Origin of the sequence: Bradyrhizobium sp. IAR9 (assembly GCF_013408065.1) — a bacterium.
GTDB lineage: Bacteria > Pseudomonadota > Alphaproteobacteria > Rhizobiales > Xanthobacteraceae > Bradyrhizobium.
On sequence record NZ_JACBZW010000001.1, the window covers coordinates 442758 to 468262 of the forward strand.

The 25505-nt window shown below is 65.2% G+C and carries 23 protein-coding genes and 1 pseudogene; 16 read left to right on the plus strand and 8 right to left on the minus strand.

The features are described 5' to 3' along the window. On the plus strand, window positions 1-1503 hold the full coding sequence (gene ppx, locus GGD67_RS02145; protein WP_179730690.1) for an exopolyphosphatase: 1503 nt from the start codon (window positions 1-3) through the stop codon (window positions 1501-1503). A 106-nt stretch (window positions 1504-1609) separates the two neighbouring features. Here ppx and GGD67_RS02150 read toward each other — a convergent pair whose 3' ends face one another. Next, a complete protein-coding gene (locus tag GGD67_RS02150; protein ID WP_179730691.1) occupies window positions 1610-2083 on the minus strand; it encodes a hypothetical protein in 474 nt (157 codons plus the stop codon). 221 nt (window positions 2084-2304) lie between these two features. On the opposite strand from GGD67_RS02150, the gene GGD67_RS02155 reads away from it, so the two are divergent. Genes GGD67_RS02155 through GGD67_RS02165 form a run of 3 tightly spaced genes read left to right on the plus strand, consistent with a single transcriptional unit; the run spans window position 2305 to window position 6821 of the window. After that, on the plus strand, window positions 2305-3438 hold the full coding sequence (locus GGD67_RS02155) for an efflux RND transporter periplasmic adaptor subunit (protein ID WP_409411100.1): 1134 nt from the start codon (window positions 2305-2307) through the stop codon (window positions 3436-3438). Further along, window positions 3439-6513 (plus strand): efflux RND transporter permease subunit, encoded by a 3075-nt coding sequence (locus tag GGD67_RS02160; RefSeq protein ID WP_179730693.1) that lies wholly within the window; start codon window positions 3439-3441, stop codon window positions 6511-6513. After that, entirely contained in the window at window positions 6510-6821 is a 312-nt protein-coding gene (locus GGD67_RS02165) for a DUF3240 family protein (RefSeq protein WP_179730694.1), read from the plus strand. The genes GGD67_RS02160 and GGD67_RS02165 overlap by 4 nt, the downstream gene beginning before the upstream one ends. Before the next feature lie 6 nt (window positions 6822-6827). Here GGD67_RS02165 and GGD67_RS02170 read toward each other — a convergent pair whose 3' ends face one another. Both GGD67_RS02170 and ndk read right to left on the minus strand, forming a co-directional pair. Beyond that, the gene (locus GGD67_RS02170; RefSeq protein ID WP_018317540.1) at window positions 6828-7688 is read right to left on the minus strand and encodes a TerC family protein; all 861 of its coding nucleotides are present in this window, start codon (window positions 7686-7688) and stop codon (window positions 6828-6830) included. Window positions 7689-7729: 41 nt separating this feature from the next. Beyond that, window positions 7730-8152: a nucleoside-diphosphate kinase gene (gene ndk / locus GGD67_RS02175; RefSeq protein ID WP_018317541.1), complete on the minus strand. Its 423-nt coding sequence runs from the start codon at window positions 8150-8152 to the stop codon at window positions 7730-7732. A 313-nt stretch (window positions 8153-8465) separates the two neighbouring features. Between ndk and GGD67_RS02180 the strand changes: the two genes are divergently transcribed. From GGD67_RS02180 to GGD67_RS02190, 3 genes are all read left to right on the plus strand, one after another. Continuing rightward, window positions 8466-8723: a hypothetical protein gene (locus tag GGD67_RS02180; RefSeq protein WP_018317542.1), complete on the plus strand. Its 258-nt coding sequence runs from the start codon at window positions 8466-8468 to the stop codon at window positions 8721-8723. Between the two features lie 219 nt (window positions 8724-8942). Next, the gene (locus GGD67_RS02185) at window positions 8943-9116 is read left to right on the plus strand and encodes a hypothetical protein (protein ID WP_018317543.1); all 174 of its coding nucleotides are present in this window, start codon (window positions 8943-8945) and stop codon (window positions 9114-9116) included. 52 nt (window positions 9117-9168) lie between these two features. Further along, window positions 9169-11031, plus strand: coding sequence for an ABC-F family ATP-binding cassette domain-containing protein (locus GGD67_RS02190; protein WP_179730695.1), 1863 nt, complete (start codon window positions 9169-9171; stop codon window positions 11029-11031). Between the two features lie 95 nt (window positions 11032-11126). Here the strand turns inward: GGD67_RS02190 and GGD67_RS02195 are convergent, their stop codons facing one another. Together GGD67_RS02195 and GGD67_RS02200 are read right to left on the minus strand one after the other, a co-directional pair. After that, the gene (locus tag GGD67_RS02195) at window positions 11127-12095 is read right to left on the minus strand and encodes a tripartite tricarboxylate transporter substrate-binding protein (protein ID WP_018317545.1); all 969 of its coding nucleotides are present in this window, start codon (window positions 12093-12095) and stop codon (window positions 11127-11129) included. Between the two features lie 160 nt (window positions 12096-12255). Further along, window positions 12256-12726: a MarR family winged helix-turn-helix transcriptional regulator gene (locus GGD67_RS02200; protein WP_179730696.1), complete on the minus strand. Its 471-nt coding sequence runs from the start codon at window positions 12724-12726 to the stop codon at window positions 12256-12258. A gap of 86 nt (window positions 12727-12812) precedes the next feature. On the opposite strand from GGD67_RS02200, the gene GGD67_RS02205 reads away from it, so the two are divergent. Both GGD67_RS02205 and GGD67_RS02210 read left to right on the plus strand, forming a co-directional pair. Continuing rightward, entirely contained in the window at window positions 12813-13193 is a 381-nt protein-coding gene (locus GGD67_RS02205; RefSeq protein ID WP_179730697.1) for an antibiotic biosynthesis monooxygenase, read from the plus strand. 25 nt (window positions 13194-13218) lie between these two features. Next, window positions 13219-13682, plus strand: a pseudogene (locus GGD67_RS02210) (hypothetical protein). A gap of 56 nt (window positions 13683-13738) precedes the next feature. Here GGD67_RS02210 and GGD67_RS02215 read toward each other — a convergent pair. The 3 genes from GGD67_RS02215 to GGD67_RS02225 all read right to left on the minus strand — a co-directional run bounded on the left by GGD67_RS02215 (window position 13739) and on the right by GGD67_RS02225 (window position 16349). Next, a complete protein-coding gene (locus GGD67_RS02215) occupies window positions 13739-14224 on the minus strand; it encodes a hypothetical protein (protein WP_018317549.1) in 486 nt (161 codons plus the stop codon). A gap of 166 nt (window positions 14225-14390) precedes the next feature. Next, window positions 14391-14843 (minus strand): DNA polymerase III subunit chi, encoded by a 453-nt coding sequence (locus GGD67_RS02220; protein WP_018317550.1) that lies wholly within the window; start codon window positions 14841-14843, stop codon window positions 14391-14393. Between the two features lie 6 nt (window positions 14844-14849). After that, window positions 14850-16349 (minus strand): leucyl aminopeptidase, encoded by a 1500-nt coding sequence (locus GGD67_RS02225; protein WP_092252928.1) that lies wholly within the window; start codon window positions 16347-16349, stop codon window positions 14850-14852. 339 nt (window positions 16350-16688) lie between these two features. Here GGD67_RS02225 and lptF point away from each other — a divergent pair, with 339 nt between their 5' ends. The 7 genes from lptF (at window position 16689) to GGD67_RS02260 (ending at window position 25471) form a co-directional block, all read left to right on the plus strand. Then, entirely contained in the window at window positions 16689-17858 is a 1170-nt protein-coding gene (gene lptF / locus GGD67_RS02230) for an LPS export ABC transporter permease LptF (RefSeq protein ID WP_018317552.1), read from the plus strand. Continuing rightward, window positions 17855-18952 carry an LPS export ABC transporter permease LptG gene (lptG, locus tag GGD67_RS02235; RefSeq protein WP_018317553.1) on the plus strand — a complete coding sequence of 366 codons (1098 nt, stop codon included), beginning with the start codon at window positions 17855-17857 and terminating at the stop codon, window positions 18950-18952. Before lptF ends, lptG begins: the two co-directional genes overlap by 4 nt. Then, entirely contained in the window at window positions 18952-21441 is a 2490-nt protein-coding gene (locus tag GGD67_RS02240; RefSeq protein ID WP_026201870.1) for an LPS-assembly protein LptD, read from the plus strand. Before lptG ends, GGD67_RS02240 begins: the two co-directional genes overlap by 1 nt. Window positions 21442-21510: 69 nt before the next feature. Beyond that, window positions 21511-22446, plus strand: a complete 936-nt coding sequence (locus tag GGD67_RS02245; RefSeq protein ID WP_177236934.1) for a SurA N-terminal domain-containing protein — start codon at window positions 21511-21513, stop codon at window positions 22444-22446. Continuing rightward, window positions 22446-23486 carry a 4-hydroxythreonine-4-phosphate dehydrogenase PdxA gene (pdxA, locus tag GGD67_RS02250; RefSeq protein WP_179730698.1) on the plus strand — a complete coding sequence of 347 codons (1041 nt, stop codon included), beginning with the start codon at window positions 22446-22448 and terminating at the stop codon, window positions 23484-23486. Before GGD67_RS02245 ends, pdxA begins: the two co-directional genes overlap by 1 nt. Continuing rightward, the gene (gene rsmA / locus GGD67_RS02255; RefSeq protein WP_179730699.1) at window positions 23483-24340 is read left to right on the plus strand and encodes a 16S rRNA (adenine(1518)-N(6)/adenine(1519)-N(6))-dimethyltransferase RsmA; all 858 of its coding nucleotides are present in this window, start codon (window positions 23483-23485) and stop codon (window positions 24338-24340) included. The genes pdxA and rsmA overlap by 4 nt, the downstream gene beginning before the upstream one ends. A 72-nt stretch (window positions 24341-24412) precedes the next feature. After that, complete coding sequence (locus GGD67_RS02260; protein ID WP_179730700.1) at window positions 24413-25471, plus strand: alcohol dehydrogenase; 1059 nt, start codon at window positions 24413-24415, stop codon at window positions 25469-25471. Window positions 25472-25505: the final 34 nt, after the last annotated feature.

Below are 25505 nucleotides of genomic sequence, written 5' to 3' on the forward strand. Positions count from 1 at the left end.
GTGAAGCGGCCGCGCAAGCGCGGCTCGAGCGTCGCGGTCATCGATATCGGTTCCAACTCGGTCCGTCTCGTCGTCTACGAGGGGCTGACGCGGAGCCTCATTCCGATCTTCAACGAGAAGACGCTGTGCGGCCTCGGACGCGAGGTGCAGAGCACCGGCCTGCTCGCGCCCGACGCCGTCGACAAGGCGCTGACCTCGTTGAGGCGCTTTCGCGCGTTGTGCCGCGTGATGCAGGTCGGGCGCGTGTTCGCGATCGCGACCGCGGCCTGCCGCGACGCCTCCAACGGCCCCGACTTCATCGCGAAGGCCGAGCGCATTTGCGCGGTGAAGATCGAGATCCTGTCGGGCCCGCGCGAGGCGCGGCTGTCGGCGCTCGGCGTGATCTCCGGCATCCATCATCCCGACGGCATCGTCGGCGATCTCGGCGGCGGCTCGCTCGAACTGATCGACGTGCGCAGGAACAGCGTGCGTAGCGGCGTGACGCTGCCGCTCGGCGGGCTCGCGCTCCAGGACCTCGCGCACAAATCGCTCAAGCGCGCCGACCGCATCGTGCGCGAGGCGATCGACGAGGTGCCACAGCTCACTGCGGGCCGCGGCCGCACTTTCTATGCGGTCGGCGGCACCTGGCGTGCGCTGGCGCGCATCCACATCATCCAGAGCGGCTATCCGCTCCAGGTGATGCACGGCTATTCGCTGTCCGCGGCTGAAGCGCTCGACTTTTCGCGCCGTCTGCGTCGGCTTGCGGCCGCGGACATGCTCGCCGACATCGAGATCGTCGCCGATGCGCGGCGCCCGCTCCTCACCTATGCGGCGTTGGTGCTCGAGCACATCATCCGCGTCGCAAAACCCAAGACCATCGTGTTCTCGACCTTCGGCGTGCGCGAGGGCCTGCTGCACGAGAAGCTGTCGGAGCCGGAACGCAACAAGGACGGCCTGATCTGCGCCGCGGAAGAGCTGAACCAGCTGCTGTCGCGCTCGGCCAAGCACGCCCACGAGCTGATCGCCTGGACCGACCGCCTCGCGCGCGTGGTGAAGCTGCGCGAGACCGAGGAGGACCGCCGCTTGCGCCACACCGCGTGCCTGCTGTCCGATATCGGCTGGCGCGTGCATCCCGATCACCGCGGCGAGCAGACGCTGAGCCTTGTCGTCAACGGCAATTTCGGCGCGATCACCCACACCGAGCGCGCCTTCGTCGGCCTGTCGGTGTTCTATCGCTATGCGGGCCTGAGCGAGGAAAACCAGCCGCCGGTTACCATGCAGGAGCTGCTGACGCCGGCGCAGCTCGAACGCGCGCGCCTCTTGGGCGCTGCGTTCCGCGTCGCGCATCTGATCTCGGCGGCGCGCCCGGGCGTGCTGCCGGCCACGCATTTCCGCAGCCAGGGCCGCAAGCTGATGCTGGTGTTCGAGCATCGCCTCGGCGACCTCGTCGCCGACCGCGTCGGCAGCCGCTTCCGCGCACTCGCCCGCCTGGTCAGCCGCGCCGGCTCGATCGTGCGGCGCTAGCGCATGATCCGGAAAAGTGCGTAGCGGTTCTCCGAAAAGATCATGCTCTAACCATAGACTAAAGCGCAACGAGACAGGTGCAAGCGACAGGCATCTGCACCGACATCTACTTCGCGACGAATCGGCTGCCATTCCAGCGCAGCTTCCGGCTGGTTCCGTTGCGGTCGAGGAGCTCGACGAAGGCCTGGTTGTTGACGGATGATAGTCGGATGTCATAGGTGCGCACCGTGAGCACGCGGCGGTATCGGCCGGCCGTCGCGACATACACTTCGTGAAGACATCCCGCGGAATTGCAAAGAACGGCTCTGCTGCGGCATTGAAAATCGTCGAAGTGAAGGGCCACGAACTCGGCGCCTGGCACGGTCAGATAGAGCGCAAAATGTTGGGCGGCCGCTATCGAGCCCCCGCACGTAGCGTTCCATTTCTGCACGTCTGCGCGGATTTCGTCCGGGAGCATGTCAATGTGCGCGGGACTCCAAGGATCCTGCGCCGTTCCACTGTGGGAAAGCGCGGGCTGCACGAGAGCAAGCGCCGCAATGACACTGCCCAGCAGTGTGCACAAGAGTCTGCTCAATTTCACGACTTTGCTCCTGCGTAGTTCAGAACAGCCTTGGCTGTTGCGCCCCGCGATAAGCAAACCACCCGGAGCCCACCTCGGCCCACAGCCGGATCGATGCCATCTCCGGCGCGCCTCGTGCAAAAATATCCTGCGCAGGCCAAGCGCGCTTGATGCACATCAACCCACCACCGTCGCGCCGGCGTTAGCGAGATACAAATGCTGCGCTCCGGACGACTTCCGCCATGCAACTGCCCCATGGGATTTTCCGTCTGAGCCCCGCTCGGAGCGCGACTGCCCGTGCTCTCCTAGCGCTTGTATTGAGTCTTTGGCCCTCCGCGCCGAATGCACAGGACGAGGTGAAGCTCAGCGATGCGCAGGCGCGCAATCTCGGCGTCCGCGTCACCCATCCTGTCGCGAGCCGGACCGATCTGACGCTGCCCTATCCCGTCCAGATCGTCATCCCGACGCAGCAATTGTGGGTCGTCAGCGCGCCGGTGGCCGGCATGGTCGCCAAGCTCCTGGTGGGGCGCGGTGACCGCGTCACGGCCGGTCAGCCGCTGGTCACGCTGGAGAGTCCGAGCTTCGTCTCCCAGCAGCGCGACTATCTGCACGCGATCGCGCAGGAGCACCTCGCCAGCCAGCAGCTCAATCGCAACGTGGATCTGTTCGAAGGCAAGGCCGTGCCGCAACGCGTGCTCGAAGCCAGCCAGGCCGAAGCGCGCCAGGCCGCCCTCGTCGTCGCCGAACGGCGTCAGATGCTGCATCTGAGCGGGATGTCCGACGATGCAATCTCCCGGCTGGCCCAGCAAGCGGCGATCAGCGGGACGCTCACGGTCAATGCCCCGCAAGCCGCGTCCGTGGTCGAGCTCGCGGTGTCACCAGGGCAGCGGCTCGAACAATCCGCACCGCTTGTCAAGTTGGCGCGGCTCTCGCCGCTATGGGCGGAAATCGCGGTCCCTGCCGCCAATATTCGAGCGATCCGTATCGGCGCGAAAGTCGAGATCGAGGGCTATTCCACCCCGGGCAAGGTGGTGTTGGTCTCAGAGACCATCGATCCTGCCACCCAGACTATTCTGGTTCGCGCGGAAGTCCCCAACGACGGCGAGCTGCATCCCGGCCAGACCACCGCGGCCCGCATCGGATTTCTCTCGACCGGCGAAAGCGCCTGGGAGATCCCTTACAGCGGGCTGGTCCGGCGGGGCGAGCAAACGTCGGTCTTCGTCGGCTTTGACGGCGGCTTCCGGCTGGTGCCGGTCAAGCTGCTTGCGGAAGATCAGGACCATGTGGTCGTAGCGGGCGCCGTCTCGGACCGGGATGAGATCGCGATCGGCGGCATCTCGGCGCTTCGCGGCATCCTCTCCGGACTGGGGCAGTAAATGCCCCGGCGCCTGGTTGCGTTCGCACTGTCGCAGCGACTGTTCGTCATGCTCGGCGTGCTGCTGGTGATCGGCGCCGGCGCTGTCCTCCTGCCCGGCTTACCGATCGATGCCTTTCCTGACGTTTCGCCGGTTCAGGTCAAGGTCATCATGAAGGCGGCGGGCCTCACTCCCGAAGAGGTCGAGCAGCGCATCACCGTTCCCGTCGAGCTCGAACTGCTCGGATTGCCGAACAAGAAGGTGCTTCGTTCGACCACGAAATACGCGCTGGCAGACATCACCGTCGATTTCGAGGACGGCACCGACATCTACTGGGCGCGCAACCAGGTCTCGGAGCGGCTGTCGAACATCTCGCGCGATTTCCCCGACGGGGTGAGCGGCGGTCTGGCGCCGATCACGAGCCCTCTCGGCGAGATGTTCATGTTCACGATCGACAGTCCCGAGCTGTCGCTCGCGGAACGCCGCACCCTGCTCGATTGGGTGATCCGCCCGGCCTTGCGGACCGTCCCCGGCGTTGCGGACGTCAATGCGCTCGGCGGCTATGTCCGCGCCTTCGAGATCGTGCCGCGCAACGACGCGCTGGCCGCGCGCGGCATCACCTACGATGTGTTTCGCCGGGCCATCGAAGCCAACAGCCGCAACGACGGCGCCGGGCGGGTGAACCAAGGCGAGGACAGCGCCCTGGTCCGGATCGAAGGCAGCATCCGCTCGATCGAGGACATCAAGGCGATCGTCGTCGACACCCGCGAGGGCGTACCGATCCTGGTCAACGACGTCGCGAGCGTCAAAGTCGGGACGCTGACCCGCTATGGCGCCGTCACGGCGGACGGCCGCGGCGAAACCGTCGAGGGACTGGTCCTCGGCTTGCGCGGCGCCAACGCGGGTCAGCTCATCCGTGACGTGCGTGCTCGGCTCGCGGAACTGCAACCCTCGCTGCCGAAGAGCGTGTCGATCAACGTGTTCTATGACCGCAGCCGCCTGGTCAACCGCGCCGTCGGCACCGTGGTGCGGGCCCTCGGCGAGGCCACCGCCCTCGTCATCGTCCTTCTGCTGCTCTTCCTCGGCAACTGGCGGGCCTCGCTGGTGATCGCTCTCAGCCTGCCGCTTGCCATCGTCATCGCCTTGATCGTCATGCGCGTGGTGGGAATGTCGGCCAACCTGATGAGCCTCGGCGGACTTGCGATCGCGATCGGCATGCTGATCGACGCGCTGGTGGTCGTGGTCGAGAACATCGTCGGGAACCTCGGCAAGCACGAGCCGGGCAAGGCCACTCCGCTGATCCACCTGATCTACCGGTCGGTCTGCGAAGTCCTGGAACCGGTCGCCTCGGGCGTGCTCATCATCATCATCGTGTTCGTCCCCCTGCTGACGCTGCAGGGGTTGGAGGGGAAGCTGTTCATCCCCGTCGCGCTGGCCATCATTTTCGCGCTGGGCGGGTCGCTGCTTCTGGCGCTCACAGTGATCCCGGTCGCGACCTCCTTCGTGCTCAAATCTGCATCGCATCGCGATCCCCTGCTGGTACGCGCGGCCCAACGGGTCTACGCGCCGGCATTGACCTGGGCGCTCAACAACGAGCGCAAGGTGATGACTGTGGCACTGATCGGCCTCGTCGCGGCGGGCTTCGCCTATACCAAGCTCGGCAAGACCTTCATGCCGACCATGGACGAAGGCGACGTCATCGTCAGCGTGGAGACGCTTCCGTCCGTCAACCTCGACGAGTCGCTAGCGATGAATGCAAGGCTGCAGACCGCGCTTCTGGCCGTGCCTGATATTGCCGGCATCGTCGCGCGAACCGGGTCGGACGAGCTCGGCCTCGACCCCATGGGCCCCAACCAGACCGACACGTTCCTCGTGCTCAAGCCGGCAGCCGAGCGCGCGACCGACAATCGCGAGGCCCTGCTGCAGAAGCTTCGCGAGGTCCTCACCGGCTTCCCCGGCATTTCGCTCAGCTTCACCCAGCCCATCGACATGCGTGTGCAGGAGATGATCAGCGGCGTGCGCGGTGACGTCGCCGTCAAGATCTTCGGCCCCGACATCGCCAAGCTGAACGAAACCGCGGCAAAGCTGTCGGCGATCCTGTCCAGCATCGACGGTGCCGAGGATGTCTACACCACGCTGAACGAAGGCGCTCAATACTACACGGTTGCGGTCAACCGCATGGAGGCCGGCCGCCTCGGCCTGACGGTGGATTCCATCGTCAACTCGCTGCGGACGCAGATCGAGGGCCGGACCATCGGGACCGCGCTCGAGGACGGACGCCGCACGCCGATCCTCATCCGGGGCAGCGAGACGACGCGGGAAGCGCCGACGCTGCTGGCGAGCCTGCCGCTCACGCTCGCCTCCGGACGGCACGTCGCGCTGTCGCAGGTCGCCCGCATCCAGCGCGTGGACGGCCCGGTGAAGATCGACCGCGAGGACGGCGCCCGCATGAGTGTGGTGCGCGCCAACATCCGCGGTCGCGACATGGTCGGCTTCGTCGAAGCGGCCCGCCAGAAGGTCGCGACCGAACTCCGGCTGCCCAGCGGTTACCGGCTGACCTGGGGCGGGCAGTTCGAGAACCAGCAACGCGCCGCCGCGCGCCTATCCGTCGTGGTCCCCGTCGCGATCGGCCTGATCTTCGTGCTGCTCTTCACAACATTCGGTGCCATCCGCCAGGCCCTGCTGGTGCTCGTCAACATTCCCTTCGCCCTGATCGGTGGCGTCTTCGCCCTGGTCGTGACGGGCGAGTACCTGTCGGTGCCGGCTTCGGTCGGATTCATCGCGCTGCTCGGCATCGCCGTGCTCAACGGCGTCGTGCTGGTCTCCTACTTCAATCAACTCCGCGCCCACGGCCTTCCCGAGGATCGCATCGTCGTCGAGGGCGCCATGCGCAGGCTTCGCCCCGTGCTGATGACCGCGAGCATCACGGCGCTCGGCTTGATCCCGCTGCTGTTCGCCACCGGCCCGGGATCCGAGGTGCAGCGACCGCTCGCAATCGTCGTAATCGGAGGACTGCTGTCCTCCACCCTGCTCACCCTGATTCTCCTGCCGATCCTGTATCGCCGCTATGGCGGATCGTCGAAGGTGGCCAAATGATTGAGCAGCCGGTCTGTCTGACGCTGATTGTGCCGCATCTCCTGCGCGAGGAGGTGCTCGACTATCTCGCTGAGCAGACCGACCTGGTTTCGGGATTCACGGCATCGCACGGAGCCGGTCACGGCACTGAGATCCGTTTGCAAACGGCCGCCGAACGCGTGAAGGGCCACGCCGATCAGGCCGTCGTGCAAGTGGTTCTGTCGAGCAGTGATGCCGGCCGCTTGCTCGACCGTCTGCGGGTTTCGTTCGCCGGAACCAAGCTGGTCTACTGGACGATACCCGTGACGGAACTCGGCACGATCGACTGAGCGGGCCTACTCCGCCGACGCCCGGGCGTGGCGCTCGGACGATTCCAGCGCCGCTGCGGTCAGCTTGCGGCGGCGCCAGATGGTGCCGACCACCAGCACGACGATGACGCCGAGCGCGGCGCAGAAATATTCGCCGCCCGCCCCGCCATGGCCGAATTGCGGCGGGATGCGCAAGGCACCGAGCATGCTGTCGAGAGAGGCACCGAACGGACCGTCGAACAGCGTGTGCAGCTTCGGCGCGACACCGGGATCGGTCGCCATCACCTCGCCCGCGATCCAGCCGAGCAGCGCAGCACCGGCCCAGACCAGCACCGGCAGCTTTTCGAGCAGCGCCATGATCAGCGCCGCACCGGCGACGATCAGCGGCACGCTGATGGCAAGGCCGAGGATCAGGAGCGGCACGCTGCCATTGGCGGCGGCTGCGACCGCAATGACGTTGTCGAGCGACATGACGATGTCGGCGACCACGACGATCTGGATGGCCTGCCACAGATGCGAGGCCGCGTCGACGTCGTCGTCCTCGTCGTGCTCCGGCACGAGGAGCTTGGCCGCGATCACGATCAGGGCGAGACCGCCGATCAGCTTGAGATAGGGCAACTCCATCAGTGTCGCGACGATGCCGGTGAAGATGATCCGCAGCATCACGGCTGCGCCGGCACCGAAGATCATGCCCCACAGCCGGTGTCGCGGCGAGAGGCCGCGGCAAGCCAGCGCGATCACCAGCGCGTTGTCGCCGGACAGAAGGATGTTGATCCAGATGATCTTGCCGACCGCAATCCAGAAGGTCGGTTCGGCCATCTCGTTGCGAAACTGGGTGAAGAATGCCCCGATCGTCGCGGGATCGAAGATCTGCCAGAGCCAGCTCACAATAGGTCCCCTCGCCCAGTCTCTAAATTACGGCCGGCTTATCAGCCGACGATCTCGTTGCCCGAGAAGAACTGCGCGATCTCGATCGCGGCGGTCTCCGGCGCATCCGAGCCGTGTGCGGAATTCTCGCCGATCGACTTGGCGTAGAGCTTGCGGATGGTGCCGTCGGCGGCCTTGGACGGATCGGTCGCGCCCATCGCGTCGCGGTACTTGGCGATGGCGTTCTCGGCTTCCAGCACCTGGACGACGACCGGGCCCGAGGTCATGAACTCGACGAGCTCGCCGAAGAACGGCCGCGCCTTGTGGACGGCATAGAAGGTCTCGGCCTGTTCCTTGGTCATGCGGATGCGCTTCTGCGCGACGATGCGCAGGCCCGCCTTTTCGATCACGGCGTTGACGGCGCCGGTCAGGTTACGCGCGGTCGCGTCGGGCTTGATGATCGAGAAAGTGCGTTCGATGGCCATAATCTTGTCCTTGGAAGAAAAGCGGTGGTTGTCGAGTTGCGGGGCTTATATCGGCGCCTTTGCCATCCGGCAAGCGACCGCCGGTATGACGTCACAGACGCTTCGCCGCAGGACCGGACCCCTGCAGTTTCAATCTGGATTACAACAATTTCACCCAGATGAACCCAATCTGAAGCCCCTGTCAGGATTCGGTTCAGCCTCGCCGGCGTAGGGTTGGCCCCATCGAAACCGAGCCCGATCACTGGGCGGACCGTTTCGGCGGCCTTTCCATCGACGCGGATGCCCCCGCGCCGGCAGTTTTGAGGAGATCACCATGTTGAGGAAACTTTCGCTTGCCGCTGTCGCTGCGGTTGCGCTGGGTGCCGCGCTGGCGCCGACCTCGGCTTCCGCCCACTGGCACGGTGGCGGCCCGGGCTGGCACGGCGGCGGCGGAGGCTGGCACCGCGGCCACGGCTGGGGCGGACCGCGCTTCTATGCCCCCGTCTCCTACGGTTATGGCGGCTGCTATGTGCGCCGGCTGGTCCCGACCCCCTGGGGACCCCGCTGGCGGATGATCAACCGCTGCTACTGAGCCCGACAGCACCTTGACTTAAAGGCTACCGCCCCCCACGGTTGCCTTCCAAGAGAAGCCCCGGCGATCCCCCCGCCGGGGCTTCGCATTTTGGGCGGATATTGCGGGATTCATACAATTTTGACGAGAATGCCGGCATTCCCCCAAAAACCGCGAAACCATTTTGGGGGCCAATGACTTGGTACCGTGTCCTTACTTTGAGCACACGGAACCTGCGCGATGGCTGGCCTTTTTGCCAATGACAGCGAACAGATCGATCGGCGGACCAGCCGCTCGATTTGCGATGCGGTGGGCGAACGGCTTCAGCAGAGCCTGCGTCCCGAACCTCAGCTCCCGACCCACCTCGAGCAGCTCATGAACGAGCTGAGGCAGCGCGACCGCGACTCGCATTGAGCGGCTAAGAAAAACGGGTTGCGTTCGACGCGCCTTGCGGTGACAAGGCCGCATGCTTGTCATCACCGACCTCTCCCTCCGCCTCGCCGGACGCCTTCTGATTGACCAGAGTTCCGTGCAGATCACGCCCGGATCGCGCGTCGGCCTGGTCGGACGCAACGGCACCGGCAAGTCGACGCTGTTCAAGGTGATCCGCGGTGAGCTCGCGGCCGAGCACGGCTCGGTGACCCTGCCGCCGCGCTGGAGCGTCGGCAGCCTCGCCCAGGAAGCCCCGAACGGACCCGACAGCCTGATCTCCGTCGTGCTCAAGGCCGACCTCGAACGCGACGCGCTGCTCGCGGAAGCCGAGAGCGCGACCGACCCGCACCGGATCGCCGAGATCCAGACCCGGCTGGTCGACATCGACGCGCATTCGGCGCCGAGCCGCGCCGCCGCGATCCTCTCCGGCCTCGGCTTCTCCGCCGCCGATCAGCTCCGCCCCTGCGCCGAGTTCTCCGGCGGCTGGCGCATGCGCGTCGCGCTCGCCGCGACGCTGTTCGCAGCCCCCGATTTGTTGCTGCTCGACGAGCCCACCAACTATCTCGACCTCGAGGGAACGTTGTGGCTGGAGGATCATCTCGCGCATTATCCGCGCACGGTGATCGTGATCAGCCACGACCGCGATCTCCTCGAAAGCTCGGTCGACCAGATCCTGCATCTGGAGCGCGGCAAGCTCACGCTCTACAAAGGCACCTATTCCTCGTTCGAGGAGCAGCGCGCCGCGCGCGAGCTGCTCGATGCCAAGCAGGTCAAGCGCCAGGAAGCGGAGCGCGCCCGGCTGCAGGCTTTCGTCGATCGCTTCAAGGCCAAGGCTTCGAAAGCCCGCCAGGCACAGTCTCGCGTGAAAATGCTGGAGCGGCTGAAGCCGATCACGGCGCTGGTCACCGAGGACGTGCGCGAAATCAGCTTTCCGGCGCCGGAGAAGATCCTGTCCCCGCCGATCATCGCGGTGGACAACGCTTCCGTCGGCTACGATCCCGCGGCGCCCGTGCTCGGCCGCGTCACGCTGCGCATCGACAATGACGATCGCATCGCGCTGCTGGGTGCCAACGGCAACGGCAAGTCGACGCTCGTCAAGCTGCTCGCCGGAAGGCTCGCGCCGTTCTCCGGCAAGGTGACGCGCGCGGACAAGCTCTCGATCGCCTATTTCGCGCAGCATCAGCTCGACGAGCTGAACGAGGACGCCTCGGCCTATGACCACGTCCGCAAGCTGATGGGCGATGCGCCCGAAGCAAAAGTGCGGGCCCGCGCCGGCGCAATCGGTTTTTCCGGCAAGGCGGCCGACACCAAGGCCGGCAAATTGTCGGGCGGCGAGAAGGCGCGGCTGCTGCTGGGCCTTGCGACCTTCTTCGGCCCCAACATGATCATCCTGGACGAGCCGACCAACCATCTCGACATCGACAGCCGTGCCGCGCTTGCCGAAGCAATCAACGAGTTTCCCGGCGCAGTGATCATGGTCTCGCACGATCGCTATCTGATCGAGGCCTGCGCCGACCGGCTCTGGATCGTCGCCGACCGCACCGTCACCAATTACGACGGCGACCTCGACGAATATCGCCGCCTGGTGCTGTCAACGCGCAACGGCGAGCCCGCCCCACGCGAGCGCAGTGTCGCGAGCGAGAAACCGCAGCGCGCGCGGCCCGACAATCGCGGCTCGCTGAAGAAACGCATCACCGAAGCCGAAGCCGAGATCGCCCGCGTCAGCGACATCATCACCAAGATCGACACAGCCCTCGCCTTGCCCGACATTTTTACGCGCGATCCCAAGCAGGCCGCGCAGCTGTCAAAGGCACGCGCCAATGCCGCCGACGCGCTGGCGCGCGCGGAGGAGCAGTGGCTCGAGGCGAGCACGCAGTTCGACGAGGCTGCGGGCTGAATCCGAATCTGGGAAAACAACCCCATGCACAGTAGCGGTAATAAATCACCCTGCATCAAGTAGCTGGCCAAGCTACTCTTCATGGGATTGTCCGCTCAGTCCGCGAACTGCCCGGCCGCCTTGATGATCGGGGCCCAGCGGTCGACTTCGCTCGTCAGCATCGCGCCCAGCGCCTCGGGCGTCGCCTTGTCCTGCGGCACGGGCTCGGTGTTGATGTCGTTGAACCGGGCGATCAGCGCCGGATCCTTGAGCGCCGTCTGCAGCGCGGCCGTCAGCTTCTGCACGACCGCGGGCGGAGTGCCCTTGGGAGCATAGAGGCCGTGCCAGACGCCGAGCTCGAATCCTTTGAGGCCGGCCTCATCGGCCGTCGGCAGATCGGGCAGACTCTTCAGCCGCTCCTTGGTGGTGATCGCATAGGCCTTGACCTGCTTGGCCGTGATCGGCCCGGTGGTGTTGGTCGCCTGGTCGCAGGTGAGATCGATCTGCTTGCCGAGCAGATCGTTCATGATCGGGCCGTTGCCCTTATAGGGCACCGTGGTGAGCTGCTTCTGGATCGCGGTCATGAACAGCATGCCGCAGAGATGCGATGCCGCACCTAACCCGGCATTGGCGTAGGTCAGCTTGTCGCCCTGCTGCTGGGCGTAGGCGACCAGTTCCTTGAGCGTGTTGGCCGGAAAATCCGGACGCGCAATGATCGTCATCGGCGCGTTGGTCACGAGGCCGATCGGCGCAAACGCCGTCTTCGTGTCGTAGCTGAGATTGCGGTACAGCGTCGCTGCGGTCGAGATGCCGACGTGATGGATCAGCAGCGTGTAGCCGTCGGGCTGGGCGCGCGCGGCGCGGGTCGTGCCGATGGTACCGCCGGCGCCGGTCGCGTTCTCGACAACGATTTGCTGTCCCAGCGACTTCCCCATGCCTGCGGCCGTCAGGCGCGCGATGGTGTCGGTCGGCCCGCCCGCCGCGAATGGAACCAGCATGGTGATGGGCCTCGTCGGATAATCCTGGGCAACGGCCGCGCCGAGCGGCAGAAGCAGAGCCGATACGAGGGCAATCGAGAACCGCATAGTCTCCTCCAGATTTTTATGGCTCCATATGAGCGCATTCCTGGCCGCAAGACCATCAGGAAAGCGACTCATCAGAAGCGTGCTGCAAGTGTTCGGCCGCAGCGGCGTTCCGGGAACATGTCGCTAAGAGCTGCCGTCAATTCCGCCCGCTCGCCTTGCGCTAGGTCTGGCTCTCTGTCTCGTTCTCGAGCTTCGTCCGCAGGTCTGCAACGACGCGATGAACGGTTTGCAGGTCCTTGACCAGAAGCCCCTCCGAAAGGCCGTTGACCCACGGCGCCTGCAAAGCCATGGCGGCCTCGAAAGCGCGCCGCCCCTTGTCGGTCAGGACGACAAGCTGCGCCCGGCGGTGATGCGGGTTCGCCTCGAAAGCAACGAGGCCTTCCGCGTGCAGGTCATTGACGATCCGCTGCACGTTCTGGCGATTGGCCCCCAGATCGCGGGCAAGCCAAGCCACCGGCTGGGGGCGCTCCGCGTGCACGATGGCGCCGAGAATCTGCCAGCGAGCGCTCGTGAGCCCGAGCCGGGCGACCAAGCGGTCCCCTGCGGTCAAGAGCAGGCTATTCAGCCGGAACAGGTCGAGCACGAGGTTCGACAGCGCATCACCGGCCGGCGTTCGCAAGGATTTCGGCATCCGTCACCATAAACTGTTATTGACATCATGATGTCAAATATCTAAGGTGTGTATAGTACCACATTGACACCATATTGCCATATCGAATGGAGCCTGCCATGGCGCACCTACGTCCTTTGGACCCTAACTTTCCCATCGAACGTCAGCTTGGCATCGACACCAGCCCTGCGGTGCTGGTGAATGTGTTCATGCTCGACAAGACCGACGAGCAGAGCTTCCTCCAGGTTTGGCAGGACGATGCAGCCTTCATGAAGCGGCAGCCGGGCTTCATTGCCACCCAGCTTCACCGCGCGATCGGCGATAGCCCGACATATCTGAACTATGCCGTCTGGGAATCGACGGCCCACTTCCGGGCTGCATTCACGCATCCTGAGTTCAGATCGAAGATCGCAGCCTATCCCTCATCTGCCGTCGCCTCTCCGCACCTGTTCGAAAAGGTCGCCGTGCCCGGCATCTGTGTGGCGTAGCGCGCTTCGAAACGGCAGGACCCCGATGACCAGGATCATCCACCCAGTCGCGGGCGCGGTCGCGCTGACGACGATTGCGACCTTCTGGCTCTCCACGGCTCTCACCGAGCTATTTGCGTCGCACGCGAGCATAGCCACGGTGAAAATGGCCATACCCTGGGGCTTCCTGTTGCTGGTTCCGGCGTTGGCGGTGACGGGAGGCTCAGGATTTTTCCTGGCAAAGGGACGACGTGGTGGCGTGATCGGCGCGAAGATCAAGCGCATGCCGTTCATCGCCGGCAACGGCATCCTGCTTCTCATTCCTGCCGCGTTGTTTCTTGCGTTCAAGGCGAAGGCCGCGGAGTTCGCACCACGTTCTATGCGGTACAGACTCTCGAATTGTTGGCCGGCGCGATGAACATCGCTCTTCTCGGCCTCAATATGCGCGACGGCTTCAAGATGAAGAGCCGGTTCCGCGTTCGCCAGCCCGATCGCTTGCCGGTGCTCTGACGGCGCGCGCGAACCCGGCTTTCGATTGGGTCCGCCACGCTCGCAGGCGGTCCCGCCTACGCGTGCTTCTTCTTCGGCTTCACCGCCCTCGGCGCTGGCTGCGGATCGGGATTGCCCTCGATTGACGACAGACGTCCAGCCGTGAAGGTGTAGATGCCGGCGCGCGGTCCCGTGGCCCAAGTGACGACGGCAACGCGGCGACCGGCGGCGTCATTGGAGAGATTGATGTTCGATGGCGCGCCGATGCCGCGCACCACGTCGCATTCGGTATGGCCCAGCGCGACCGTACCGCCCATCGGCGCCGGAGCCGTCGTCGATGCGTTGGCATCGGCCGGCCCGGGAGGCGGCGCCATGCCGGGACAGGCGCCGTCAGCGCTGACGAGATCCTCAGCTCCGACCGGCTTGTCGGGGGTCAGCGGCGGGGATTCGATCGAGATGTTCTTGATGAACAGCCGGCTCGGCGTGTTGAACCATTGTGCGTCCTTCGACAGCAGATCGGACGCGCCCGAGCAGCCGGCGAGCAGCGGAGCCGCGGCAGCCAAAGCAACAAGAAGCGACCTGGGAAGCTTTTGATGTCGCACGATAAACCAAATTCCCCGCGTGAAGGACCAGCCCTAAGCGATTGTCCCAACATCACTTTGCGGCACGAAGGTGACAAAAGCCAGCATCGCCCGAAAAGTGCAAATTATCATTAATTGCGAAGGACCCCTAATTCCGGCGCTGCCACCGGCCCCGCTCGTCGGCCTGCCAATAGGTGACATCAAATCCCCGCTCCTTGCAATCCGTCCAGGCGCTACGGGCGAGCGCGAGTGCATCCGGATCGTCGCCGTTGAACAGCAGCACCATGCGTGCATAGCCCTGCGCGTCCTGCGGCAGGGCGGCATTGTCGACCAGGAATCGGACATGGGCGCCGTTGGGATTGCCCTCCTCGATCGCCAGCACGATCGGCTGATCGGCGGCATCGTTCACGCGCCATGTCGCGTGCGGCAGGAAGGAATCGTCGCGATAGGTCCATAGATGCGCGTCGAGCGCATCGGCGCGCTCTTCCGAGGTCGACTGCACCACGACGCGCCATCCGCGCTCGAGCGATTTCTCGAGAAGCGGCGGCAACACGTTCTCCACCGTCATGTTTTGCAGATGATAGAACAGGACTTCGGTCATCTCAGATCATTTACGCTCGTAATGGTCGGCGACGAGACGGTCGAGCAGGCGGACGCCATAGCCGCTTGCCCAGCTCTGGTTGATGTCGGTCTTCGGCGCGCCCATGGCGGTGCCGGCGATGTCGAGATGGGCCCAGGGCGTGCCATCGACGAAACGCTGCAGGAACTGCGCGGCGGTGATCGAGCCGCCGTGGCGACCGCCGGTGTTCTTCATGTCGGCGAACTGGGAATCGATCAGCTTGTCGTATTCGGGACCGAGCGGCATGCGCCAGACCTTGTCGCCGCTCTCGATGCCGGCCGCCAGCAGGCGTTCGGCGAGCTCGTCATTGTTGGAGAACATGCCGGCATGCTCGGTGCCGAGCGCGACCACGATCGCGCCGGTCAGTGTCGCCAGATCCACCATGAATTTCGGCTTCACCTTCTTGGCGACGTACCAGAGCACGTCGGCCAGCACGAGGCGGCCTTCCGCGTCGGTGTTGATGATCTCGATGGTCTGGCCCGACATCGAGGTGACGATGTCGCCCGGCCGCTGCGCATTGCCGTCGGGCATGTTCTCGACGAGGCCGATGGCGCCGACCACATTGACCTTGGCCTTGCGCGCGGCAAGCGCGTGCATCAGGCCGACGACGCAGGCCGCCCCTCCCATGTCGCCCTTCATGTCCTCCATGCTGCCGGCTGGCTTGATCGAGATGCCGCCGGTGTCGAAGCAGACGCCCTTGCCGACGAAGCTCACGGGCGCCTCGCCCTTCTTGCCGCCGTCCCAGCGCATGATCACGGTGCGGCTCGGCCGCGCCGAGCCCTGGCCGACGCCGAGCAGCGCGCCCATGCCGAGCTTCTGCATCGCCCTGACGTCGAGCACCTCGACCTTGACGCCGAGCTTGCGGAGCTGACTGGCGCGGCGAGCGAATTCCTCGGGGAAGAGCACGTTCGGCGGCTCGTTGACGAGGTCGCGCGCGATGATCACGCCGTCGACGACGTGGCCGGCCGAGGCAAACGCCTTCTTCGCGGCAGCGGCATCGCCGACCGCCAGCGAGATGTCGGCGCGCGAGCCGCCCTCCTCGCCGTCCTTCTTCTTCGTCTTGTAGCGGTCGAACTTGTAGGCGCGCAGGCGCAGGCCCGAGGCGATCGCGACCGCCTGCTCGCTCGTCATCGCGCCACTGGGCAGTTCCGCCATGATCGTCATGGCGGCCGCCCCGGCGGCAAGCTTGCCCGCCGCCACACCACCGAATTTGAGGAAATCGTTCGCCTTCAGGCCGGCCGCCTTGCCGGCGCCGATCACGAGCAGACGGGTGGCCTTGACCCCTTCCGGCGCCAGGATGTCGAGCGCTGCCCCGCTCTTGCCCTTGAAGGCGGCGGCGGCGGCCGCTCGCTTCACGAGTTCGATAGCGCCGCCCAGCGCCTTGGCCGTCGCCGGACCAACCTTCAGACTATCGTCGCAGAACACGACCATGATGCCACGGGCGGCGGCAGACAACGGGACAAAGCCGACCTTGATGGCATCGGACATGGGTAACTCCTTCAAAAAACTTGGTCTTTTTGCTGCTCACGGTCCCTGGCCAGGGCCGGACATGAACGGCGATTCACTGAGCCATCTGCACTATGGGCCAGCGCCCCGGCAGATGCCAAGCACCCCCCGTGGCCTCAAGGTCACAACGAGCGAAATATTAACCATATATTGAGGGTGCCACGGGGCAGCCATTTTGTTGACGGATCAAAGGGATGGTAGTGAGAGAGTGAGCTGGCGGAAGAGGCGCTGGCCAACCTTGGGGATCCCCTGATCGGGGATTGGTTGGACAGCGGAGTTTCGGCCGACATTGGGGACTTGGTGGGATTCGTGCGGTAGCGCATGGGGTCGATCGATAGGTATATCTTCCGCACGACGCTGGCGTCGTTTGCGCTGATCCTGGTCAGCCTCACTGGCGTGATCTGGATTACGCAGGCGTTGCGCGGCATCGACCTGATGACGAGCCAGGGTCAGACCATCCTCACCTTCCTGGGCATCACCAGCCTCGTCGTGCCGGCCCTGGTCCTGATCATCTCGCCGATCGCGCTGATGATCGCGATCTCGCACACGCTGAACAAGCTCGCGACCGATTCCGAAATCATCGTGATGAATGCCGCCGGCCTGTCGCCGTTCCGGCTGTTCTATCCGTTCTTTTATGCCACCTGCGTGGTGGCGCTGCTGGTTGCGTTCATAGCGGCCTATCTCGCCCCCGACGGCATGCGGCGGATCAAGCAGTGGGATGCCGAGATCACCGCGGACGTGCTCACCAACATCCTGCAGCCCGGCCGCTTCGCCCAGCTCGACAAGAACCTCACGATCCGGATTCGCGAACGCCAGCCCGGCGGCATCCTTGCCGGCATCTTCATCGACGACCGCCGCGATCCGAACGAGCGCGTCTCGATCGTCGCCGAGCACGGCGAGGTCGTTAAGAACGAGACCGGCTCGTTCCTCGTGCTGGAGACCGGCAATCTTCAGCGCTTCGAGGCGGGCAAGCGCGATCCCGCGCTGGTGGCCTTCGGCCGCTACGGCTTCGACATGTCGAAGTTCTCCAACCAGGGCCGCGACGTCACCCTCGGCATCCGCGAGCGCTATCTCTGGGAGCTGCTTGCGCCGTCCGATAACGACCCCGTCTACAAGCAGATTCCCGGCCAGTTCCGCTCGGCCCTGCATGACAGCCTGCTCGCCCCGATCTATCCCTTCGCCTTTGCCGTGCTGACCTTCGCCTTCCTCGGTGCGCCCCGCACCACCCGCCAGAGCCGTAATTTCTCGATCGGCACTTCGGTCGTTGCGGTGTTCGGCCTGCGCATGGCCGGCTTTGCCTGCTCGGTGATGGCGGTGAAATCGCCGAGCCCGGTGCTGGTGCAATATGCGATGGTCATGGGCGCCATCGGCATCGGGCTGTGGATGATCATCCGCGGCGTTGTGGTCGAGCCGCCCCCTGGCCTCATGGAGGCCATCAACAGGTCGAACGCGCGCATCGCGCGGCTGTTCGGACGGCCGGCCACCGCATGAGCATGCTCACCAACACACTCGGACGCTATTTCGCCGGCCGCTTCGTGGTCGCGGCGCTCGGCGTGTTCTTGGGCATTTTCCTGCTGCTGGTGCTGGTCGACTACATCGAGATGGTGCGCAAGACCTCGGGGCTGGCGTCCGCCTCGGCGCTCATGGTGGCCGAGACCTCGCTGTTCAGGGTGCCACAACTGCTGGAGAAGCTGACGCCGTTCTGCATGCTGATCGGCGCCATGACCTGCTATCTCGCCCTCTCCCGCCGGCTCGAGCTCGTGGTTGCGCGCGCCGCCGGCATCTCCGCATGGCAGTTCATCTCACCGGCGCTCGGCAGCGCGCTCCTGATCGGGGTGATCGCAACCGTCGCCTACAATCCGATGTCGGCGAATCTGCGTGAGCTCTCCAAGCGCATGGAAGCCGAGCTGTTCGGCTCGGCGCCCGGCGGCGGCATCCAGGACGCCTCCGGCTTCTGGCTCAATCAGGTGACCAGCGACGGCCAGACCATCATCAACGCCGCGCGCAGCGAGCAGCAGGGCGTCCGACTCACCGGCCTGACGCTTTTCCGCTTTGACACAGACAGTCACTTCAAGGAGCGGATCGAGGCGCGCGAGGCGACACTGGAGTCCGGCCATTGGCTGTTCAAATCCGTTCGCCGCTTCTCGCTGGACTCCCCGCCGATCGACCAGGCCACCTTGGAGATTCCAACGACGCTCACCGAGGCGCAGGTCCGCAACAGCTTTTCCACCCCCGAGACTGTGTCCTTTTGGCAACTACCGAGCTACATCCGCTCATCCGAAAGCTCAGGCTTCGCGACAGCCGGATACCGACTCCAGTATCAGAAGCTTCTGGCACAGCCGTTTTTGCTTGCGGCAATGGTGATGCTCGCGGCCTCCGTGTCGTTGCGCTTCTTCCGGATGGGCGGCGTGCAGAAGATGGTTTTGAGTGGCGTGGGCGCAGGCTTTCTGCTCTACGTTCTGTCGAAAGTGACTGAAGACTTGAGCAAGGCTGAGTTGATGCATCCGATCGCTGCGGCGTGGTTGCCCGTGGTGGTGGGCGGCCTCACCGGCTTTTTGGCCTTGTTGTACCAGGAGGACGGTTAGTGACTGCCGTCCATCGAGGACCCGTGTCTCGTTTGACGCGCCGCATCGTGATGCGCGCGAACGGGTCCGGCTTGTCTCTTCGCAGGCTCATGATGGCTGTCGCTGCCGTGGCATCGCTCGGCGCGCTGATCGATGTTGCCGCCGTGGCCCCCGCCTCGGCCCAGAGCTTCACCTATAATCCGCTGCCGCCGCGTCCGAAGCCGCCGAAAGCAGCCAACGACAACCAGATGCTGGTTCAGGCGACCGAGGTCGACTACGACTACAACAATTCGCGCGTCTCCGCGGTCGGTAACGTCCAGCTGTTCTACAACGGCACCAGCGTCGAGGCCGACAAGGTCATCTACGACCAGAAGACCAAGCGGCTGCATGCCGAAGGCAACATCCGCATGACGGATGCCGACGGCAAGATCACCTATGCCGAGATCATGGATCTCTCCGACGATTACCGCGACGGCTTCGTCGATTCGCTGCGTGTGGACACCGCCGACCAGACCCGCATGGCCGCGAGCCGCGCCGACCGCTCCAGCGGCAATTACACGGTGTTCGAGAACGGCGTCTACACGGCCTGCGCGCCGTGTAAGGACGATCCGAAGAAGCCGCCGCTGTGGCAGGTCAAGGGTGCCCGCATCATCCACGACCAGCAGGAGAAGATGCTGTATTTCGAGACGGCGCAGATCGAATTCTTCGGTGTGCCGCTCGCCTACATGCCCTATTTCTCGACGCCCGACCCGACCGTGAAGCGCAAGAGCGGCTTCCTGATGCCGGGCTATGTTTCCGGCACGTCGAACACGGGTTACGGCGTCGAGGTTCCCTATTATTGGGCGATCGCGCCCGACATGGACGCGACCATCAACCCCCGCTTCTTGTCGCGGCAAGGCGTGCTGCTGCAGGGAGAATTCCGGCAGCGCCTGATCGACGGCGCCTACCAGATCCGCGCCTATGGCATCGACCAGCTCGATCCCGGCGCGTTTGCCGGGCAGCCCGGCGACAAGCAGTTCCGCGGCGCCGTCGACACCAAGGGTCAGTTCGCGCTGAACGACAAATGGGTCTGGGGTTGGGACGGCGTCCTGATGTCCGACTACTATTTCTTCTCGGACTACCGGCTCTACCAGTACCGCGATCCGCTCGGCTCGTTTCTGCTGCTGCCGACGGAGGCGCTGTCGCAGCTCTATCTGACCGGCGTCGGCAACCGCAGCTTCTTCGACGCGCGCACGATGTACTGGCTGAGCTATTCGGGTAACCAGAGCCAGGTGCCGATCGTCTATCCGGTGATCGACTACTCCAACGTGCTCAACTATCCGGTGTTCGGCGGCGAGTTCAGCTACAAGACCAATTTCGTGAACCTGTCGCGTGACCAGGCGGTGTTCGATCCGATCACCACGATCGCGAACACCAACAGCCTGTGCACGACGGCGTCGGCCGATCCGCTCGCCCGCACGCCGTCACAGTGCCTGCTGCGCGGCTTCCCCGGCACCTACACCCGCCTCACGGCCGAGGCGCAGTGGCGCAAATCCTTTACCGATCCGCTCGGCCAGATCTGGACGCCGTTCGCCAGCCTGCGCGCCGACGCGATCAACTCCTCGGTCTCCAACCAGCCGGGCGTGTCGAACTATCTTCCCATCGGCGACACCCAGGCGTTCCGCCTGATGCCGACCGTGGGCCTGGAATACCGCTACCCCTTCATCAACGTTCAGCCCTGGGGCTCGACCACCGTCGAGCCGATCGCGCAGATCATCATCCGGCCGAACGAGACCTATGCCGGCAAGCTCCCGAACGAGGACGCCCAGAGCATGGTGTTCGACGCCTCGAACCTGTTCAGCGTCGACAAGTTCTCCGGCTACGACCGCGTCGAGGGCGGCGGCCGCGCCAATGTCGGCGTGCAGTCCACCACGCAGTTCGACAAGGGCGGCGCCGTCAAGGCCCTGTTCGGCCAGTCCTACCAGCTGTTCGGCATGAACTCCTTCGCGGTCCAGGACCCGATCAATACCGGCCTCAATTCCGGCCTGGACAAGCCGCGTTCCGATTACGTCGCGAGCGCCAGCTACTCGCCCAACAGCACCTACACGTTCAGCGTCCGCTCCCGCATGGACGAGCAGACCTGGAACGTGCAGCGCTTCGAGGCGGAAGGCCGCGCCAACTTCAATCGCTGGGCGGTCAGCGTACTGTACGGCAGTTACGCAGCGCAGCCGGAGCTTGGCTATCTGACCCGCCGCGAGGGCATCCTGACCTCGGGCTCCATAAAGGTCGCGACCAACTGGGTGGTGTCGGGCTCGGCGCGGTGGGACCTCGAAGCCAACAAGATCAACCAGTATGTGCTCGGTGCCGGCTATGTCGACGATTGCTTCGTGCTGGCGGCGAACTACGTAACTTCGTATAGCTATTCGGCGGGCACCGCGCCGCCCGTGCTGAGCCATGCGTTCATGTTCCAGATCGGCCTGCGCACGCTGGCGACCTCGTCGACGACCAGCAGTTCCGCCGGCCTCCAGTGAACGGTTTGAAGTGCCGGCCGCGCTTGCCCCCATCACAGGCTCGACGCGGCTGACATGCGAGCGACAATCATGACGACCCCATTGCCCGTCTTCCGCCTCCTCCTCGCCATCGCTGCCGGACTGGTCCTGACCGGACTGCCCTCGCCGTCGCGCGCGCAGAACATCGTCGTCATGGTCAACGGCGACCCGATCACCGATTTCGACATCGAGCAGCGCTCCAAGCTCGACCAGCTGACGACGCAGAAGACCCCGAGCCGGCAGGAGGTCATCAACGAGCTGATCGACGACAAGGTGAAGATGAAGGAGGGCAAGAAGTACGGGGTCGACCCCGGCATCTCCGACATCAACCAGTCCTACGAAGGCATGGCGCAGCGCATGCGCATCACGCCGGACCAGCTGACCAAGTCGCTCGAATCCAAAGGCGTCCGCCCCGAAACGCTGAAGGGCCGCATGAAGGCCGAGATGGTCTGGACCAGCCTGGTGCGCGGCCGCTTCAAGGAGAAGCTGCTGGTCGGCGAGCGCGACGTCGCGCAGGCCGTGCAGGCCCAGACCGGCGACAAGCTCCAGATCGAGGGCACCGAATACAAGATGCAGCCGATCGTGCTGATCGTGCCGCGCGGCTCGTCCGCGGCGTTCCTGGAAACACGCAAGAAGGAAGCCGAGAGCTATCGCGCGCGCGTCGGAAGCTGCGAGGAGGCCAACTCGCTGTTCCGCTCGACGCCGAACGCCACCATCCGCGACAGCGTCACCAAGACCACCGCGGAGCTGCCGGAAGCGCTGCGCAAGGTGCTCGACGACACCCCGATCGGCCATTTGACCGCGCCCGAGATGACCAAGAATGGCATCGAGATGGTGGTGCTGTGCTCGCGCAAGCCGACAATGATCGACACGCCGAAGAAGCGCGAGGTCCGCGAGAAGATGTATCAGGAGAAGTACGAGAAGACCCAGAAGGCCTATCTCGACGAGCTCCGCAAGGCGGCGATGATCGAATATCGCAACCGCTGATGGCCAATCGCGCAGCCCAACCGCATAGCCTTCCCCTTGCCCTGACCCTGGGAGAGCCCGCCGGCATCGGCCCCGACATCACGATCGCAGCCTGGCTCCGGCGCCGTGAACTGAACCTGCCCGCGTTCTATCTGCTCGGCGACGAGGCGCTGATCGCCCGGCGCGCCAAGGCGCTCGCCGCCGCGCTGGGGGCCGACGTCAGGACCGCGGCGGTGAGCCCGGGCGAGGCCGCTTCCGCCTTCGCTGATGCCCTCCCCGTGGTCGCCACCGGCGAGCGCGCGACCGCCGAGCCCGGCAAGCCCGACGCATCGAGCGCGCCGGCCGCGCTCGCCTCGATCCGGCAGGCGGTCACCGATGTCCGCGAGGGCCGCGCCGGCGCCGTCGTCACCAATCCGATCGCCAAGAGCGTGCTCTACCGCTCAGGCTTCCGTCATCCCGGCCACACCGAATTCCTCGCCGAGCTCGCCGCGGAAGCCGGCCGCGTGCCGCAGCCGGTGATGATGCTGTGGTCGCCCCGGCTTGCCGTGGTGCCCGTGACCATCCACGTCTCGATCCGCGATGCGCTGGCAGAGCTCACCAGCGAGCTGATCGTCTCGACCGTGCGCATCGTCGCAGCCGAGCTGAAATCGCGCTTCGGCATCGCGCAGCCGCGTATCGCGGTCTCCGGCCTCAATCCGCATGCCGGCGAGGACGGCTCGCTCGGCCACGAGGAGCAGACGATCATCGCCCCTGCGCTTAAGGTGTTGCGTGGCGACGGCATCGAGACCAGGGGGCCGCTGCCCGCCGACACCATGTTCCACGAGGCCGCGCGCAGCACCTATGACTGCGCAATCTGCATGTATCACGACCAGGCGCTGATCCCGATCAAGACCGTCGCCTTCGACGACGCCGTCAACGTCACGCTCGGCCTGCCCTTCATCCGCACCTCACCCGATCACGGCACCGCCTTCGACATCGCCGGCACCGGCAAGGCCAATCCGGCCAGCCTGATCGCGGCGCTTCAGCTGGCCAGCCGCATGGCGGCTTCGCAAAGCCGATGAGCGCGATCGACGACCTCCCGCCGCTCCGCGAGGTCATTCGCCAGCACGCGCTGTCGGCGCGCAAATCGCTCGGCCAGAATTTCCTGCTCGACCTCAATCTCACCGCCCGCATCGCGCGCGCCGCAGCGCCGCTCGACGATTCCACCATCGTCGAGATCGGCCCCGGCCCGGGCGGGCTGACACGCGCGCTGCTTGCGCTCGGCGCGAAGCGCGTCATCGCCATCGAGCATGACGAGCGGGCGATCCCGGCCTTGCAGGATATTTCCGCGCGCTATCCTGACAGGCTCGAGATCGTGCATGGCGATGCCATGACCTTCGATCCCCGCCCGCTGCTCAATGGCGAACGCGCGAAGATCGTCGCCAACCTGCCCTACAATATCGCGACCCAGCTCCTGATCGGCTGGCTCACCACCGAGCCCTGGCCGCCCTGGTACGACATGATGGTGCTGATGTTCCAGCGCGAGGTCGGCGAGCGCATCGTCGCGCGCGAGGACGAGGAAGCCTATGGCCGGCTCGGCGTGCTCGCCAATTGGCGCTGCGAGACCAAGATCCTGTTCGACATTGCGCCGTCCGCCTTCGTGCCGCCGCCGAAGGTCACCTCCTCCGTCGTGCGCCTCACGCCGCGCGCCGAGCCTCTCCCTTGCGATCGCAGGCTGCTCGAACAGGTCGCCGCCGCCGCCTTCGGTCAGCGCCGGAAAATGTTGCGGCAGAGCCTGAAATCGCTCGGCGTCGATCCGGCGCGGCTCGCCGCCGCCGCCGGCGTCGATGCGACGCGGCGCGCCGAGACCATTCCGATATCCGGCTTTGTTGCCATGGCCCGTGAATTGGCCAATATACGAACCGAAGAAGCATGATCCGGAAAAGTGTGAAGCGGTTTTCCGAACGAGATCATGCTCAAACAATGAGATAATTTCGGAGGAAGAAATATGGCGTTGATGCGTCGGCAGTCCCTGGTCAAGTTCGATGCGCCGCTGTGCGAGACCATCGTCGACACGCCCAAGCCGCAAGGACGCGAAGTCCTGGTGCGCATCGAGCGCTGCGGCCTCTGCCATTCCGATCTGCACATCCAGGACGGCTATGCCGATCTCGGCGGCGGCAAGAAGCTCGACACCACGCGCGGCATGACGCTGCCCTTCACGCTCGGCCACGAGATCGCCGGCGTCGTCGACGAAGTCGGCCCCGACGTGCCGGCCGGCCTCATTGGCGCGAAGAAGGCCGTCTTCCCCTGGATCGGCTGCGGCCAGTGCCGCGACTGCGCCAATGGCGACGAGAATCTCTGTGTCAAGCAGCGCTTCCTCGGCGTCTCCATCGACGGCGGCTTCGCCACCCACGTGCTGGTGCCCGACGCGAAATATCTGCTCGACTACGATCCCCTGCCCGTCAACCAGGCCGCGACCTTGATGTGCTCCGGCGTCACCGCCTATGGCGCGCTCAAGCGCCTGGTCGACCGCCCGCGCCAGCGCAACCTGCTGCTGATCGGTCTCGGCGGCGTCGGCATGATGGGCCTGTCGTTCGCGCAGGCGATGTTCAAGCAGCCGATCGCGGTCGCCGACCTGTCGCCAGCCGCGCGCGAGACCGCGCTGAACAACGGCGCCGCCAATGCCTATGATCCGTCCGAGCCCGACGTGATCAAGCGCATCCTGAAGGAGACCGAAGGCGGCTTCGACGAGATCGTCGATTTCGCCGGCAACGAGAAGTCGATGGCCTTTGCGGTCGCGGTCGCCGCGCGCGGCGGCAAGATCGTGGTCTCCGGCCTGATGGGCGGCCAGTTCACATTGCCGATGGTGCAATGGGTCTACAAGCGTATGACCATCGAGGGTTTCATGGTCGGAACGCTCAACGAGGCGCAGGAGCTGATGGCGCTGGCGCGCGCCGGCAAGATCAAGCCGACGCCGATGCGCGAGGAGCCGATGGGCGACGTCCAGAAATGGATCGACGAGCTTCGCGCCGGCAAGGTCGTCGGCCGCATCGTGCTGAAGAACTGAGCCGCGCGCGCGGGTCCCAAGTTGGGCCCGCGTG

Coding starts and splice junctions, on each gene's coding strand:
- GGD67_RS02205 (WP_179730697.1), top strand. CDS start 12,813: ATGGAGCCTGCCATGGCGCACCTACGTCCTTTGGACCCTAACTTTCCC.
- GGD67_RS02155 (WP_409411100.1), top strand. CDS start 2,305: ATGCAACTGCCCCATGGGATTTTCCGTCTGAGCCCCGCTCGGAGCGCG.
- GGD67_RS02260 (WP_179730700.1), top strand. CDS start 24,413: ATGGCGTTGATGCGTCGGCAGTCCCTGGTCAAGTTCGATGCGCCGCTG.
- GGD67_RS02225 (WP_092252928.1), bottom strand. CDS start 16,349: ATGTCCGATGCCATCAAGGTCGGCTTTGTCCCGTTGTCTGCCGCCGCC.
- GGD67_RS02185 (WP_018317543.1), top strand. CDS start 8,943: ATGGCTGGCCTTTTTGCCAATGACAGCGAACAGATCGATCGGCGGACC.
- GGD67_RS02180 (WP_018317542.1), top strand. CDS start 8,466: ATGTTGAGGAAACTTTCGCTTGCCGCTGTCGCTGCGGTTGCGCTGGGT.
- ndk (WP_018317541.1), bottom strand. CDS start 8,152: ATGGCCATCGAACGCACTTTCTCGATCATCAAGCCCGACGCGACCGCG.
- GGD67_RS02200 (WP_179730696.1), bottom strand. CDS start 12,726: ATGCCGAAATCCTTGCGAACGCCGGCCGGTGATGCGCTGTCGAACCTC.
- GGD67_RS02160 (WP_179730693.1), top strand. CDS start 3,439: ATGCCCCGGCGCCTGGTTGCGTTCGCACTGTCGCAGCGACTGTTCGTC.
- GGD67_RS02165 (WP_179730694.1), top strand. CDS start 6,510: ATGATTGAGCAGCCGGTCTGTCTGACGCTGATTGTGCCGCATCTCCTG.
- lptF (WP_018317552.1), top strand. CDS start 16,689: ATGGGGTCGATCGATAGGTATATCTTCCGCACGACGCTGGCGTCGTTT.
- GGD67_RS02245 (WP_177236934.1), top strand. CDS start 21,511: ATGACGACCCCATTGCCCGTCTTCCGCCTCCTCCTCGCCATCGCTGCC.
- GGD67_RS02190 (WP_179730695.1), top strand. CDS start 9,169: ATGCTTGTCATCACCGACCTCTCCCTCCGCCTCGCCGGACGCCTTCTG.
- pdxA (WP_179730698.1), top strand. CDS start 22,446: ATGGCCAATCGCGCAGCCCAACCGCATAGCCTTCCCCTTGCCCTGACC.
- rsmA (WP_179730699.1), top strand. CDS start 23,483: ATGAGCGCGATCGACGACCTCCCGCCGCTCCGCGAGGTCATTCGCCAG.
- GGD67_RS02195 (WP_018317545.1), bottom strand. CDS start 12,095: ATGCGGTTCTCGATTGCCCTCGTATCGGCTCTGCTTCTGCCGCTCGGC.
- GGD67_RS02220 (WP_018317550.1), bottom strand. CDS start 14,843: ATGACCGAAGTCCTGTTCTATCATCTGCAAAACATGACGGTGGAGAAC.
- lptG (WP_018317553.1), top strand. CDS start 17,855: ATGAGCATGCTCACCAACACACTCGGACGCTATTTCGCCGGCCGCTTC.